The sequence below is a fragment of the Brevundimonas sp. KH_060 genome, from assembly GCF_057838275.1.
Genome location: NZ_CM174463.1, coordinates 1409094 through 1424019, shown reverse-complemented (window position 1 = coordinate 1424019; position 14926 = coordinate 1409094). Strand labels below are relative to the sequence as shown.

The 14926-nt window shown below is 65.4% G+C and carries 14 protein-coding genes and 1 tRNA gene; 8 read left to right on the top strand and 7 right to left on the bottom strand.

Annotation, left to right across the window (positions count from 1 at the left end; translation table 11 throughout):
• The first annotated feature begins 174 nt into the window (after positions 1 to 174).
• Positions 175 to 1269, top strand: a complete 1095-nt coding sequence (locus AC3IPP_RS06990) for an agmatine deiminase family protein (RefSeq protein WP_489150844.1) — start codon at positions 175 to 177, stop codon at positions 1267 to 1269.
• On the opposite strand, the gene AC3IPP_RS06985 is transcribed toward AC3IPP_RS06990, so the two are convergent.
• The 6 genes from AC3IPP_RS06985 to glmU form a co-directional block, all read right to left on the bottom strand.
• The gene (locus AC3IPP_RS06985; RefSeq protein ID WP_087138919.1) at positions 1266 to 1598 is read right to left on the bottom strand and encodes a hypothetical protein; all 333 of its coding nucleotides are present in this window, start codon (positions 1596 to 1598) and stop codon (positions 1266 to 1268) included. The two genes, AC3IPP_RS06990 and AC3IPP_RS06985, sit on opposite strands and share 4 nt — an antisense overlap.
• Positions 1595 to 2494, bottom strand: a complete 900-nt coding sequence (gene mmsB, locus AC3IPP_RS06980) for a 3-hydroxyisobutyrate dehydrogenase (RefSeq protein WP_489150843.1) — start codon at positions 2492 to 2494, stop codon at positions 1595 to 1597. Before mmsB ends, AC3IPP_RS06985 begins: the two co-directional genes overlap by 4 nt.
• 83 nt (positions 2495 to 2577) lie before the next feature.
• Positions 2578 to 3324 (bottom strand): class I SAM-dependent methyltransferase, encoded by a 747-nt coding sequence (locus AC3IPP_RS06975; protein WP_087138917.1) that lies wholly within the window; start codon positions 3322 to 3324, stop codon positions 2578 to 2580.
• 91 nt (positions 3325 to 3415) lie between these two features.
• Complete coding sequence (gene gor, locus AC3IPP_RS06970; RefSeq protein ID WP_489150842.1) at positions 3416 to 4813, bottom strand: glutathione-disulfide reductase; 1398 nt, start codon at positions 4811 to 4813, stop codon at positions 3416 to 3418.
• Positions 4814 to 5091: 278 nt separating this feature from the next.
• Entirely contained in the window at positions 5092 to 5775 is a 684-nt protein-coding gene (gene rpiA / locus AC3IPP_RS06965) for a ribose-5-phosphate isomerase RpiA (RefSeq protein ID WP_489150841.1), read from the bottom strand.
• A complete protein-coding gene (gene glmU, locus AC3IPP_RS06960) occupies positions 5775 to 7124 on the bottom strand; it encodes a bifunctional UDP-N-acetylglucosamine diphosphorylase/glucosamine-1-phosphate N-acetyltransferase GlmU (protein ID WP_489150840.1) in 1350 nt (449 codons plus the stop codon). Before glmU ends, rpiA begins: the two co-directional genes overlap by 1 nt.
• 75 nt (positions 7125 to 7199) lie before the next feature.
• Here glmU and AC3IPP_RS06955 point away from each other — a divergent pair, with 75 nt between their 5' ends.
• From AC3IPP_RS06955 to AC3IPP_RS06945, 3 genes are all read left to right on the top strand, one after another.
• Entirely contained in the window at positions 7200 to 7889 is a 690-nt protein-coding gene (locus AC3IPP_RS06955) for an HAD-IA family hydrolase (protein WP_489150839.1), read from the top strand.
• A 150-nt stretch (positions 7890 to 8039) separates the two neighbouring features.
• Complete coding sequence (locus tag AC3IPP_RS06950; protein WP_489150838.1) at positions 8040 to 9329, top strand: dicarboxylate/amino acid:cation symporter; 1290 nt, start codon at positions 8040 to 8042, stop codon at positions 9327 to 9329.
• A 105-nt stretch (positions 9330 to 9434) separates the two neighbouring features.
• Positions 9435 to 9509: transfer RNA gene (locus AC3IPP_RS06945), tRNA-Val, on the top strand.
• Positions 9510 to 9586: 77 nt separating this feature from the next.
• Here AC3IPP_RS06945 and AC3IPP_RS06940 read toward each other — a convergent pair.
• Positions 9587 to 9895, bottom strand: a complete 309-nt coding sequence (locus AC3IPP_RS06940) for a DUF2834 domain-containing protein (protein ID WP_256968041.1) — start codon at positions 9893 to 9895, stop codon at positions 9587 to 9589.
• Positions 9896 to 10309: 414 nt separating this feature from the next.
• Between AC3IPP_RS06940 and AC3IPP_RS06935 the strand changes: the two genes are divergently transcribed.
• The 4 genes from AC3IPP_RS06935 (at position 10310) to bcsS (ending at position 14828) form a co-directional block, all read left to right on the top strand.
• Positions 10310 to 11338: a UDP-glucuronic acid decarboxylase family protein gene (locus AC3IPP_RS06935; protein WP_489150837.1), complete on the top strand. Its 1029-nt coding sequence runs from the start codon at positions 10310 to 10312 to the stop codon at positions 11336 to 11338.
• Positions 11339 to 11416: 78 nt separating this feature from the next.
• Complete coding sequence (locus AC3IPP_RS06930) at positions 11417 to 12862, top strand: glycosyltransferase family 2 protein (protein WP_256968040.1); 1446 nt, start codon at positions 11417 to 11419, stop codon at positions 12860 to 12862.
• Positions 12863 to 12872: 10 nt separating this feature from the next.
• Positions 12873 to 14009, top strand: coding sequence for an NAD-dependent epimerase/dehydratase family protein (locus tag AC3IPP_RS06925; RefSeq protein ID WP_087138928.1), 1137 nt, complete (start codon positions 12873 to 12875; stop codon positions 14007 to 14009).
• A 93-nt stretch (positions 14010 to 14102) separates the two neighbouring features.
• Complete coding sequence (gene bcsS / locus AC3IPP_RS06920) at positions 14103 to 14828, top strand: cellulose biosynthesis protein BcsS (protein WP_489150836.1); 726 nt, start codon at positions 14103 to 14105, stop codon at positions 14826 to 14828.
• Positions 14829 to 14926: the final 98 nt, after the last annotated feature.

Here is a 14926-nt window from a genome sequence, read left to right as displayed (position 1 = left end):
GCGCTTCTTTCGCTTATGCAGCTTTCGCGGCCTAATTGCGCGCGCCGCCCGGTCTTGTCCATGTCAGGAGCCGGACAAAACGTCCCAACCCCTTAATTGATAACGATTCTCAGACTTCATTCATGTGCAACGGCTACGCTTTGTCCAGCCGTGCATAAGGCGTAGTCTAGGGGCATGAACAGACGACACATGATCCAGACGGGACTGGCGGCGTTCGGGGCCGGAACAACAGGTTGCGCAGCGCCGACGTCGCCCCTGCCCCATCGCGCAGGCTATGAAATGCCTATGGAAAGCGCGCCGCACGAACGCACCCTGATGCAGTGGCCCGTCAGCGTGGATGTCTATGGCGCGCGCGACCTGGCCGCCGTGCAGGCGAACATTCTCGCTATCGCCAATGCAATCGGCGAGCACGAACCCGTGGCCATGATGGCGGCGCCCGACGCGCGAGGCCTGGATCGCGCGAAGTTCAGCAGTGCGGTCGAATTCTGGGACATTCCGACCGACGACCTGTGGTGCCGGGACAGCGGACCGACCTTCGTCAAGGGCGCCGACGGTCAGATGGCCGTCGCTCACATTCGCTTCAACGGCTGGGGGAACAAGCAGCGCCACCGCAACGACGGCTTGATCGCCGAGCGCGTGGCGGCGCGCCTGGGTCTGCCGTTGATCGACAGCGGCGTGATCGGGGAACAGGGCGGTCTGGAGCATGACGGCGCCGGGACCATGCTGGCCCACGCCAGTTGCTGGGTAAACGACAACCGCAACCCTGGCCTGAGCGCGGATGAAATCGCGGATCGGCTGGGCGCCGCTGTCGGCGCCACGAAGATGATCTGGGCGCCGGGCATCAAGGGCGAGGACATCACCGACTATCATATCGACGCCCTGGCGCGGTTCACGGCGCCGGGACAGGTGCTGATCCAGATCGACGACGAGATGGACCCCGACGATCCCTGGTCGGCCGCCGCCCACGAGACGCTGGAGATCATCCAGCAGGCCACGGACGCACGGGATCGTCCCCTGAAGATGGTGCGCCTGCCCGAACCGATCGACATTCGCGGAACGTCGGACGACTTCGTGTCCAGCTACGTCAACTACTACGTCTGCAACGGAGCGGTGATCGCCGCGCAGTTTGGCGATCAGGCCGCGGACGACGAGGCGCGCCAAGTTCTGGCCTCGCTCTATCCGGGACGCCGGATCGTCCAACTGAACATCGACGCACTGGGCGCATCGGGCGGCGGCATCCACTGCGCGACGCAGCAGCAGCCGGCCTAGATGATCAGGGCGGCGATCAGTCCCGCCAGTCCGACGGCCATCGAGGCGATGTAGAGCCGATAGGTCGTGTGATAGCGACGGCCGACGCCTTCCCGCACCCGATTGTCGAGCAAGCGAGCCAGGGTGACGACCATCAGCGAAATGCTGACCAGGATGGTGACGGCGACCAGCCAGTCCACCGCATCCTGAAGCACCCGCCCCTCCTGCTCGCTGACCGCCCAGTTAGCCATGAAGGCCAGGAGGAAGCCCATGATGATGCCGATGGACGTCACCATCGGCTGGCGATAGCCGGCGACATCATCGTGGTAGAGGGGCGGCTCTTCGGTCATTGCGCCAGCGTATCGATGCGGCCGCGCAACATCTGGACCATGGCGGAGAAGTCCTTGCCGCCGTAGCCGAGGCCGTTGAACAGGGCGTAGAGGGCCTCGGCCTGGGCGCCAAGCGGGGTCGTGGCGCCCGCCTTGGCGGCGGCGTCCTGGGCCAGTTTCAGATCCTTCAGCATCATGGCAGTGGCGAAGCCGCCTTCGTATTCGCGGTTCGACGGCGCGGTCGGCACCGGGCCGGGCCAGGGGTAGTAGTTGCTGACGCTCCAGCACTGGCCCGAGGACTTGGACGCGATCTCGAAGAAGCGTTCCGGCTCCAGACCCAGCTTCTCGGCCAGGGCGATGGCCTCGCACGTGCCGATCATCGAAATGCCCAGCAGCATGTTGTTGCAGATCTTGGCCGCCTGCCCGGCGCCGTGATCGCCCGCGCGGATGGTGATGCGGCTCATGGGATCGAGCGCCGGTTCGACGCGGGCGAAGTCGGCTTCGTCGCAGCCGACCATGAAGGCCAGGGTGCCGGCGTCGGCGGCCGCCGTGCCGCCTGAAACCGGGGCGTCGGCGAAGGCGTAGCCCGCTTCCTTGGCCAGACCGGCGACCTTGCGCGCCGTCTCGACGTCGATGGTCGAGCAGTCCAGCAGCAGGGCGCTGGCCGGAGCCACGCCGATGATCTGGTCGGAATAGACGCTGAGCACATGCGGCCCGGCGGGCAGCATGGTGATGACCACCTCGGCGTCCTTCACGGCCTCGGCGACCGAGGCGACGGTGCGGCACCCAGCCTCGGCGGCGCGTTCCAGCGCGGCGGGCGACAGGTCGAAGGCGGCCACGTCATGCCCGGCCTTGGCCTGATTGGCGGCCATGCCGCCGCCCATGTTGCCGAGACCGATGAAGGCGATGCGAGTCATCTGTGCGTTTCCCTTATGGATTTTGGCCGAGGGTTAGCGCCGCCCGTCTCGCTTCGCCAGTCACCAATTTGAGACGAGACGCCTCAGTTCGGCTTGCGGAAGCGATAGACGAACTGATCGGTCTTGCCGCGAATCGCCTCGTCGAAGACGTTCAGGCTGTGGTCGTCGGCCGTGTTGGCGACGGCCGTGCTTTCACCATCGAAGACGAAACCGGCGGCCTCGACCTCCTTGCGGAGCTGGGCGCCCTCAATGCGGTGCAGGCTTTCGACCACGGTGTTGGCGGCGCCCGGCGCGGCCTGATGGTCGATGACGACATAGAGACCGCCAGGCTTCAGCGCCTTGAAGATGTCGGCGTTCATCTTGGCCACGTCCACGCCGAAACGGGGAATGTGGAAGTCGTGATATTCCTGGCTCATGAAGACCAGATCCAGCGGCTGGTCGAAGCTCATGGCGTCCAGGTCGCCGTTGACGCGGCTGACGTTGGGATAGGCGGCGACCAGGGCGTCGGCGCGCGGATTCTCGCGCTCGGCCGTGCGGTTCGGCACGAAGGCGTAGACGTGACCGCTCTCGCCCACGACGCGCGCGAACAGGCGGCTGAAGTAACCCGCGCCGGGACGGATGTCGGCGATGCGCTGACCCGGCTTCACCTGGGCGAAGGCCAGCATCTCGGCCGGATGACGCAAGGGGTCGCGGGCGACCTCGTCGGCCGGACGCAGGGTGTCGGCGACAGCGGCCCGATAGGCGGGCGCGGCCGCATCCTGGGCCAAGGCGGGCGATCCGCCAAGAAGAACAGCAGCGACAGCGGCGGCGGCGAGCAGATGCGGCTTCATGGCGACTTCCTGATCTTGCGGCTCCGTTCGGGGCCTTCGGACGGCATAAGGCGCGCGGATGAGGCGGCTGGCAAGCCGCCCCGGCTCACATTCACCCGGCGGACATGGAGGCCGGGGCCTGCTTCTCCTTCAGCGTGACCAGTTCCTCGGCCATGGTGGGGTGGACGGCGCAGGTGGCGTCCCACTGAGCCTTGGTCAGGCCCGCCTTCACGGCGATGGCGGCCAACTGGATCATCTCGGGACTGTCCGGGCCGACGATATGGCAGCCGACCACGCGCTGGCTCTCTGCATCCACCACCAGCTTCATCAGCACCCGCTCGTCCGAGCCGGTGAAGGCGTATTTCATCGGGCGGAAGCGAGTGACGTAGACGTCCACCTCACCCGGACAGGCGTGGCGGGCCTCGGCCTCGGTCAGACCGACGGTGCCGACCGGCGGCTGGCTGAAGACCGCCGTGGCGACGGCTTCATAGTCGAAGCTTTGCGGGTTGTTCCTATAGACCGTTTCATGGAAGGCCACAGCCTCGCGGATGGCGACGGGGGTCAGGTTCATGCGATCAGTGACGTCGCCGATGGCCCAGATGTTGTCGGCCGTGGTCTTGGAATGCTGATCGACCTTGATCGCGCCGTCGTCGTTCAGCTCGACACCGGCCGTTTCGAGGCCCAGCCCATTGACGTGGGGCGCGCGGCCGGTGGCGAACATGACCACGTCGGTCTCGATCTTCATGCCGTTTTCGAGATGGTTGACCAGGCCGGTGTCGGTCTTCTCGATCGAGGAATGCTGGCAACCCAGGATGACCTTGACGCCACGCTTCTCGATCTCGCCCGCCAGGTGGGCGCGCACATCGTCGTCGAAGCCGCGCAGGATGTTGGGGCCGCGATAGATCAGGCTCGTCTCCACGCCGAGACCGGCGAAGATGCCGGCGAACTCGACCGCGATATAGCCGCCGCCCGCGATCAGGATGCGTTTGGGCAATTCAGGCAGGTGGAAGGCCTCTTCCGAGGTGATGGCGTGTTCGATGCCCGTCAGACCTTCCGGCTTCCACGGGCGGCCGCCGGTGGCGATCAGGATCTTCTCGGCGGTGATGGTCTGAGCCTTGCCCCCCTCCTTGGCGAGAATCTCGACGGTGTGGGCGTCTTTGAGGATGGCGCGGCCGTGGACCAGATCAACGCCCGCCTTGGCCAGGTTGGCGGCGTAGATGCCCGACAAGCGGGCGATCTCGACATCCTTGGCGTGTCGGAAGGTCGGCCAGTCGAACTTCGCATTGTCGAAGGACCAGCCATAGCCCTCGGCGATCTCAAGCGCGTGGCTGACCTCGGAGGCCATGACCATGAACTTCTTGGGCACGCAGCCGCGCACGACGCAGGTGCCGCCGACACGGTATTCCTCAGCGACAGCGACCTTCTTGCCGCCCAGCGCCGTCAGCCGCGCCGCCCGAACCCCGCCTGAACCGGCGCCGATGACAAAGAGGTCGTAGTCGTACTGGGTCATCGAGGGCTCCGGGAATGGACCCGAAAAAGAGAGTCCAATTCGTCTGAATCGTCTGAAATCTGTGCGGCTGAACCGCAGCGCTGACCCGACTTAGGCGCCGGGGCGCGAGGGGGCAAGGCGGTGCCCCCTCCATCACTCGTCCCGGCGAAGGCCGGGATCCAGATACAAACTCCGCCGTCAGCCTGTTGAAGCAAGCGGACAGCGCCCAAAATCTTAGAGGCAGCGCCCTACAATCTGGATCCCGGCCTTCGCCGGGATGAGCGGAGTTTGGGGGTGGATCAGGGCGCGAGCGTCTCGAACCCGTCATCCGTGCCGATGATGGCCAGGTCGGTAAGGTCGAGGAAGAGGCCGTGTTCGACCACGCCGGTCAGGCTTTTCAGGTCGGCGGCGAGGCGGGCCGGATCGTTGATGACCTTACAGGCGGCGTCGTAGATCAGGTTGCCGCCGTCGGTGCGGATCAGGCCGCGCTCGGCCTCGCGCACGCGGGCGGGCGAGGCGATGTCGTGGTCGGCCAGAACATCGGCGATGCGGTTGGCGGTCGTCTTGTGGCCGAACGCGACGACCTCGATCGGCAGGGGGAAGGTTCCCAGCGCAGGAACCACCTTGGCCGCGTCGGCGATGCAGATGCAGCGGGCGGACGCCTCCCACACCAGCTTTTCGCGCAGCAGGGCCGCGCCGCCGCCCTTGATGAGGGCCAGGCCCGGACCGATCTCGTCGGCGCCGTCGACGGTCAGATCGATACGCGGCGTGTCTTCCAGCGTCGACAGGGGCAGGCCCAGTTCACGCGCCAGATCGGCGGTGCGCTCGGACGTCGGGACGCAGCGCAGGTCCGGCAGGTTGCGCGCGGCCAGCGCCTTGACGAACCAAGCGGCGGTGGAGCCAGTGCCGAGCCCGACCACCATGCCGGCCTCGACATGGGCGGCGGCGGCTTCGCCGGCGTGCTTCTTCTGCAGGTCGCTCATTAGGATTTCGCCGCCTTCTTCGCGCGCATGGTTTCCATGAAGCGGGCGGCCCAGCCCGTCTTGGTCGTCTGCTGACCGCGAACCAGGGCCAGGTCGCCAGGCGCGACGTCCTTCGTCACCACCGAGCCGGAGCCGACCATGGCGCCCGCGCCGATGGTCACGGGGGCGACCAGCGAACTGTTCGAGCCGACGAAAGCCCCCTCGCCCACCGTGGTGCGGTGTTTGAAGAAGCCGTCGTAGTTGCAGAAGATGGTCCCTGCGCCGATGTTGGCTTTCGCGCCGACATGGCCGTCGCCGAGATAAGCCAGATGGTTGGCCTTGGCGCCCGCATCCATGCGGACGTTCTTGACCTCGACGAAGTTGCCGACCTTGACGCCCTCGCCCAGATCCGCGCCGGGGCGCAGACGGGCATAGGGGCCGATTTCGGCCTTCGTGGCGACCTTGGCGCCCTCGATGTGGCTGAAGCTGCGGATGCGCGCGCCCTCGGCCACGACCGCGCCGGGGCCGAAGACGACGAAGGGTTCGATGGTCGTGCCCGCGCCGATGTCCGTATCCCAGGCGAAGTGGACGGTGTCGGGGGCGCTCATGGTCACGCCCTGCGCCAGGAAATGCTCGCGCTGGGTCTTCTGGAACAGGGCCTCGGCCTGGGCCAGTTCGGACTGAGCGTTGACGCCCATGACCAAATCCTCAGCGGCAAAGACGGCGCGGGTCGGGGCGCCGCGCTTGCGGGCCAGCTCGACCACGTCGGTCAGATAAAACTCTCCCTTGGCGTTGTCGTTCGTGACCTCAGCCAACAGCTCAAACAGCAGGCCGACCGGAGCGGCCATGACGCCCGAGTTGCAGGCGGTGATCGCCAGCACGTCCGCTGACGCCTCCTTGGCCTCGGTGATGGCCAGCAGGGCGTCGCCGTCGAGGATCAGACGGCCGTAGGCGCCGGGATCGCGGGCCTCGAAGCCGATGACGGTGACGCCTTCATGGGCGGCGAAGACCGGCTCGATATCGGCGGCCTTCAGCAGGGGCACATCGCCGTAGGTGACGACCACCTGGCCGATGAAGTCGCCCAGAACAGCCTCGGCGGCGCGCACGGCGTGGCCGGTGCCCAGCGGCGGATCCTGAACGGCGATGCTGTCGGCGCCGAGACGTTTCTCGACATGGGCGCGGACTTCCGGTGAGTGTGAGCCGACCACGACGACGATGCGTTCGCAGCCCAGAGCCTCGGCCGCGTCGATGGCGTGATCCAGCATGGCGCGCGCGCCGACCGGGTGCAGCACCTTGGGCAGGGGCGACTTCATGCGCGTGCCCTGACCGGCGGCGAGAATGATGGCGGCGCGAGGATGGGGTGCGGTCATGAATCGATCCGGCGGCTTGTCGTTGCCTGCGATCTAGCCCATTGCCGGGGTCTTCGCGAGCCGGGAGACAGATGAGTGAGCATTGAGCGTGACCTGGAAGGCTGGACCATCGCCTTCGACCTGGACGGGACTCTGGTGGATTCGGCGCCCGATCTGATCGGCACGCTGAACCGGATGCTGGCGGAGTATGAGTTGCCGCCCGTGCCCATGTCCTCGACCCGGCATCTGGTCGGCCACGGCGCCATGGCCATGCTGCGTCACGGCTTCATGGAAGCGGGAGCCGTCTGGGACGAGGCCCACGCCCCCGGCCTGTTCGAGCGCTTCATCGAGGTTTATCTGGCTCACATCGCCGATGAGAGCCGCCCGTTCGACGGCTGCGTCGCGGCGCTGGATCGGCTGAGCGCGCGCGGTGCGATCCTGTGCGTGGCGACCAACAAGCGCACGGACCTGTCGGTGGCGCTGATCGAGGCGCTGAACCTGACGCGCCACTTCGCCTTCGTCGCCGGACCGGATGCGGTTTCGGCCCGCAAGCCCAGCGGCGCCCACATCATCGAGGCGGTGCGCAAGGCTGGCGGCGACCCGGCGCGCTGCGTCATGGTCGGCGACAGCACGACCGACACCAAGGCGGCCAAGGACGCAGGCGTGCCCTGCATCGCCGTCAGCTTCGGCTACAACGACGTGCCGCACGCGGAACTGGGCGGCGACGTGATGATCGACCACTATGACAGGTTCGAGGACGCCCTGGCCGAGGTGATGCGGGGGTAATACCCCAATTCCGCTCATCCCGGCGAAGGCAGGCCGCAGGAAAGCTAAAGGCGACATTAGAACTTCTAACCCTCAACCGCCCTTGCTGCTGTTGCCGTTTTCGCGCCTGCGAAACACATAGGTCGACCTGTTTCTCCTCCCAGGGTCGTCATGCTCCGTCGCTTCTTCGCTATTCCCCTGTGGCAACGCACCGCCGCCGGGTTCGCCCTGGGCATCATCGCCGGACTGATTCTGCGCGAGCAGGCGCCGGTCTGGCTGCAGCCGATCGGCGACGTCTATCTGAACCTGATCCGCATGGTGGTGGCGCCGCTGGTGTTGTTCACCATCGCCAGTTCGATCGCCAAGCTGGGCGAAGGGGTCGGCGCGGTGCGGCTGGGGGTGCGGACCATCGTCTGGTTCGCCATCACCTCCCTGCTGGCCGTGCTGGTCGGCTTCGCCTTCGGCCACATCATCAATCCGGGCGTCGGCCTGTCAAACCTGCCGCTGGGCGAGGTGAAGGCCCGAGAGATTCCGACGCCGTTGCAGGTGCTTCTGAGCGTCGTGCCGACCAACCCCTTCGCCGCCCTGGCCGAGGGCAAGGTGCTGCAGATCATCTTCTTCTCGGCGCTGGTAGGCGCGGCCCTGGTGGCGCTGGGCGACCGGGCGCAGAACGCGCGCCGACTGGTGGATGAAGGCGCGGCCCTGATCTTCCGCATCACCCGCTGGGTGATCCAGCTGACGCCCTTCGGCGTGTTCGGCCTGATCGGCTCGGTCGTCGGCGGCTATGGCTGGGAGGCGCTGCTGCCGCTGGGCAAGTTCATCTTCGCCATCTATGCGGCCTGCCTGTTCCACATCTTCGTCGTCTATTCCGGCCTGCTGAAGCTGCACGGGCTGAAGGTGGTCAGCTTCTTCCGCGGCGCGGGCGCAGCGATGCAGACGGCCTTCGCCACCTCGTCGTCGCTGGGCACCCTGCCCGTCACCCTGCGCCAGACGGTCGAGCGACTGGGCGTGCCGCAGGCCTACGCCGCCTTCGCCGTGCCGCTGGGCGCCAATGTGAAGATGGATGGGTGCGGCGCCATCTATCCGGCCATCGCCTCGATCTTCATCGCCCAGTATTTCCAGATCGACCTGACGGTGACGCAATACATCCTGATCGGCCTGACGGCGGTGCTGGGGTCGCTGGGCACGGCGGGCGTGCCGGGGACCAGCATCGTCATGCTGACCCTGACGCTGTCGACGGCGGGCCTGCCGCTGGAAGGCGTCGGCTACATCATCGCCATCGACCGCATCATCGACATGATGCGCACGGCCACCAACGTCACCGGCCAGATGGTCGTGCCGGTCCTGGTCGCCAAGGAGGAAGGCATCCTGAACGAGGACATCTACAACGGCCACGTCGCCTGGCTGCCGGGCGATCCGGACAGCGAAACGCCGGAAGGCGCGCGGGCGGCGGGAATCTGAGCAAGCGACGCTGCTATTTGATGAATTGAGGCTTGCCGTCGTCGGAAACGCGGGCTATGTCCCCGCCTCCCGACGGCGCAGTCACTGACCGCCCCGTTCCCAGGCGGACGCGTAGCTCAGCGGGAGAGCACCTCGTTCACACCGAGGGGGTCACAGGTTCAATCCCTGTCGCGTCCACCATTCTCTTTCCTGTATCTTGACGTTGATGACTGCGCGCCAGGCATGCGTCTTGGCCTGATCGGCTCACGTGAACCTGGTCAGTCTCGCTCGCGCAGATAGAGATACAGCGGCAGGGAAAGCGAGAGACCGACCAGGAAACTCGCCGGAAGCACCAGCCACCAACGCCTCACATTGTTCCTGGACGCGTCTCGCCATGACCAGACCAGGAAGACCGCTATCGAGATGAGAACGTCCGCGGAGAATCCGCCGGCGGCGCCGTTCGCAAACAGCGACTTCAAGAACAATGGAACATCCGGCCCGTTCTCGAAGAAGAATGAGCCGAAGAGCAGCCAAGGGACGATGGCGCCGACCACCGCCATGGCCAGGTAGAAGTGTCTGACGGTCACACCGCGCTCCCTTGAAGCCAGAAGCGTCACCTTAGGCGTCGAACGGCCTTTTGAACCAGTCTCCATGCGGCGAGAAGCCTAGTATTTCCGACAAGATGACGCCGCGCCGCGTCAGATGATTACATGGCGTCGCCTCAGGGTGAGAGGCGGAAGTCCCAGGCCCGGCGATCCCAACCGCTATACAGCGTTCGTCGGGCCTGTCGCCCCCACGCTACGCCGCTTTCGCCGTCAACTACGGCAGATTCGGGCAAAAATTTGGCGCATATGCGGCGCTGAAATGGAACCCAATTCTTAACAAACGGTTAACGCCATTGTCGACGGCGTCGGGGGTCATGCGATCTCCCCTGTCACGCGAATACAGTAAGCAAGTAGCGTTGTTCAAGAAATTGTAAACAACCAGCAAGGCTGAAGGCGATGACAGACGATCGCTTTTCTTATGCGCCGAAGCACGACGCCAAAACCGCCAAGCGGATCGCCGTATCCGGCGGCGCAGGCTTCCTGGGTTCACACCTGTGCGGGCGGCTGGTCGACGCGGGTCATCATGTGACGTGCATCGACAATTTTCATACGGGCCGGCACGCCAACGTCGCTCATTTGATGAGTTCGGATCGCTTCCATCTGGTGGCGCAGGACATCAATGAGCCGCTGGACGACGCGCTTGGCCGGTTCGATCAGATCTACAATCTGGCCTGCCCCGCCTCCCCGGTTCATTACCAGTATGACCGGGTGAAGACGGCCACGACCTGCGCGCTCGGCACGCTGAACCTGCTGAAGCGAGCGGCGGCGGACGGCGCGCGGTTCTTTCAGGCCTCGACCTCGGAAATCTATGGCGACCCGGAAATCCACCCGCAGGTGGAGAGCTATCGTGGCAACGTCAACACGGTCGGCCCCCGCTCCTGCTACGACGAAGGCAAGCGGTTCGCCGAGACCCTGGTGACCGACTTCGGCCAGCAGCACGGCCTGACCACGCGGATCGTGCGCATCTTCAACACCTATGGGCCGCGGATGCATCCCGACGACGGACGGGTGGTGTCGAACTTCATCGTTCAGGCCCTGGAGGGCAACGACATCACCATCTACGGCTCGGGCGAACAGACGCGCTCCTTCTGCTTTGTCGACGATCTGATCGAAGGCTTCATCCGTCTGATGGACACAGACGAGGAGATCGACGGGCCGGTCAACATCGGCAACCCGAGCGAGATCACGGTCAATGAACTGGCCCAGCGGGTCATCGCCCTGTCCGGCTCACGCTCGCGGCTGGTCTATCATCCGCTGCCGATCGACGATCCGCGCCGTCGGAAGCCCGACATCTCCAGAGCGCTGACCCATCTGCAGTGGTCGCCCCAGGTGCCGCTGCAGGACGGACTGGAGCAAACCATCGCCTATTTCACCGCCGAACTTCGAGGCGAAAGCGTCGTCCCGCGCGGCGCCACCGCGTCGTGAAACGACGGGCAGACGGAACACCACAGGACAGAGCAACCACCACCGACTTATTGGGCAAATAACTGGGCGAGCGGCGTGATGAACACTCAAGATCCAAACTGGGCGACCCTGCTGGTCTGGTTGTTCGCTCTTTCCCAGATCCTGTATCTCGGCAGCTTCCTGCTGGAGATGTATTTCCGTTCGCTGCGCGTCGAGCGCGTGGACATGAACGAGCCTCTTCCGGCCAGCGAGGCGGACCATCCCTTCATCGTCCTGCTCTATCCCGTGCTGCGGGAGTTGGAGAGCACCATGGAGACGACCTTCACGGCGCTGGCCAAGCTGGACTATCCCGCCAGCCGCTATCGCGTCCTGGCCATTCCAAACAGCAACGACGCCGAGACCATCGCCAGCCTGCAACGGCTGAGCCGGGCCTTTCCCTTTGTCGAGATCCTGGCGGTGCCGCCGACCAGCGACGCCAGCTGGGACATGGTGTGGAACGCCTGGGACCGGAATCCAAAAGCCTACTGGTGGCACAACGGCAAGCGGGCCGGGGTCAAGGATCTGCCGCCCAAGAAGACACGTCAGCTGATCTACGCCACCTATCACGTGGCCGAGACCTATAAGGACAAGAGCGGGCTGACGATCGACTATATCGACGCCGACAGCTGCCCCCCGGCGGATCACTTCAAGGCCGCGGCTATCGGCCTGCGCCGGTTCGACGTGCTGCAGGCGCGCAATGTGGCGGGTAATCTGAACGCCAGCCTGGCCGCCGCCTTCCACGCCTTCGACCACATGACCTGGGACGGCGCCAAATACGGCCATCTGTCCGATCCGAAGCAACCTTACTGGGTGCTGGGCAAAGGCCTGTTCTTCAAGGTCGACGACCTGATCGAACTGGGCAGCTTCCACCCCTGGATCGCCATCGAAGACCCCGAGGTCGGCCAGCGGTTCTGGAAGAATGGCCGGACGCTGGGCATCATTGAAGGCTCCCTGATCGAAGAGGTGCCCGAGACCTTCCGCGAAGGGATCACGCAGAGGAAGCGCTGGGTCGCCGGCTTCTTCCAGAGCCTGACGACGCCGCTGAAGGAGATGGACTTCAGCTTCGGCGAGCGGGTCCGCGTGTGGATGAACTTCCTGCCCTGCATGTCCATGTGGGTGAACACCCTGGGCATTCCCCTGGGCGTCTGGGCGGCCTGGCGCTTCTTCCAGGGCGCGGACTTCCTGCCGCTGTGGCTGGTGATCCTGTCGATCTTCAACATCGTCGCCTTCTCGATCCTGATGGTCGGCCTCTACATCAAGACGTGGCGGCGGACCGACCTGGTGCTGGACGGCGCAGGCGCGCGCCTCGGCTACATGCTGATGGTCAATCCCATCTTCATCATGGTCTGGTGGTGCGTCTGGATCATCCCGCTGACGCTGGGCTTCGTCATGTATCTGCGGGACAGCGGCCTGGCCTGGCAGAGAACCGAGAAGATCGACGCCAACAACACCCTCGTCCGCACCAAGCTGGATGAGTTCGGCGCCCTTCGTCACCACCAGCACTAAGCAGACGATCATGGACAAGCACATTCTCATCACGGGCGGGGCGGGCTTCATCGGCTCGCACCTGGTCGACGCCATGCTGGCGCGCGGCTATCGGGTGACGGTTCTGGACAGTCTGTCGCCCCAGGTTCACGGCGACGCCGAACTGGATGCGGACGGGTGGCCCGTCTACCTCGACGCGCGGGCCCGCCGCATCAAGGGCGACCTGCTGGAAGACGGGGTGTTCGAGGCGGCCCTGAACGGCGTGACCCATCTGGCCCACCTCGCCGCCTCGGTCGGCGTCGGCCAGAGCATGACCAACATCGTCGACTACACCCGCAACAACGTCATGGCGGCGGCCGTCGTGCTGGAGACCCTGTCCCAACGCCCGCACACGGTCGAACGGATCGCCGTCGCCTCCTCGATGTCGATCTATGGCGAGGGGGATTACGTCCGCCCCTCGACCGGCGCCCATGTGACCACCGACATCCGTCCGCACGCCCAACTGGAGGCGCGTCATTGGGATCTGATGGTCGATGGAGAGCCGCTGGAGCCCTGCCCCACGCCGGAAGAGAAGCTGCTTCAGCCCAACTCCATCTATGCGGTGAACAAGCGCGACCATGAGGAGATGTTCCTGTCGGTCGGCCGAGCCCTGCGCATCCCCACCGTGGCCCTGCGGCTGTTCAACGCATATGGCTCGCGCCAAGCGCTGAGCAATCCCTATACGGGCGTGGCGGCCATCTTCATCTCGCGGCTGATGAACGACCAGCCGCCGCTGGTCTTCGAGGACGGTCGGCAGATGCGCGACTTCGTCCATGTGCAGGACGTGGCCGAAGCCTTCGCCACCGTGCTGGATGACGACCGCGAGATCTGGGACGTGTTCAATGTCGGCAGCGGCGCGCCCGTCTCGATCAATGAGATCGCGGGCACCCTGGCCCGACTGCTGGGAAAGAACATCGCGCCGGAGGTGCTCAACCGTTACCGGGTCGGGGACATCCGTCACTGCTTCGGCGACATCTCCAAGATCGAGCGCACCTTCGGCTTCACGCCCCGCCGCTCCATGGATCAAGGCATGGAGGAATTGATCGCCTGGGTATCCCATGCACGCGCCCCCGTTGACCGCAGCGCCGAAAGTCTGGAACAACTGGCCAGGGGAAGGTTGGTCGTCTGACAGCACTCGCTCCCTGTTCTGTATGCGTTTGAAGTGCCTGCCGCCGGCGTCGCCAGCATCTGGCGCGTTCGATACTTCGCAAGGAACCGACCCATGCCTCACCATCGACGCCCGATGACTTCCCTGCCCGCCCTGGCGGCGGCGACCTTGGCGTGCGCGGGCGTCGCCTGGGCCGCGCCGGCCTCGGCGCAAAACGATGTGACCGTGTTCGCGGGCGGCCAGTTGGACGTCGCCGACAGCGCCTATGCCGGGGCGACGATCGGCCTGCCCGGCTCGGTCGACTCCAAGGGCTTTGCGGTGCGGGGGTCCGTCTATACCGGCAGCTACGATTACAACTCGGGTCCGAACGAGATCGATGCCGATTTCACCGGCGCCCAGGCCGAGCTGATCTATCGCTTCGGCAACGGCCCGACCTGGGGCAGCGTCGGCGTCGGCTATCGCTATGTCGATACGGACCTCAGCCCCGCCGATCCCGGCAATCGACGCGACGGCGGCCAGGGCGGCGTCATCATTTCGCTGGACGGCGGCCATGTCGCCGGTCCCTGGCGGGTCGACTGGTATGGCTCCTACGGCTTTGAGGTGGACGATTACAACGCCCTGGCCAGTCTGACCCATCAGGTCGGATCCTCCGGCCGCGTGCGCCTGGGCATGGAGGTCGCGGCCGAAGGCGACACCAACTACAACGCCTATCACATCGGCCCTGTCGCCGGGTTCAAGTTGAATGATCGCTCAGAAATCCAAGTTTCTGTCGGCCTGAGCGACGGCGACGAGCGAGATTCACAGGCCTATCTGCGGGTCGGTTTCTATCGCAGCTTCTAGAGCAGCCGGCGAAGCGGACCGTGGATAAAGCGGCTCAGCTCATGGAAACACCATTTTCGCGCCCAACTTCCTTTCCCTGACGCCTCTTAAGATTGCGC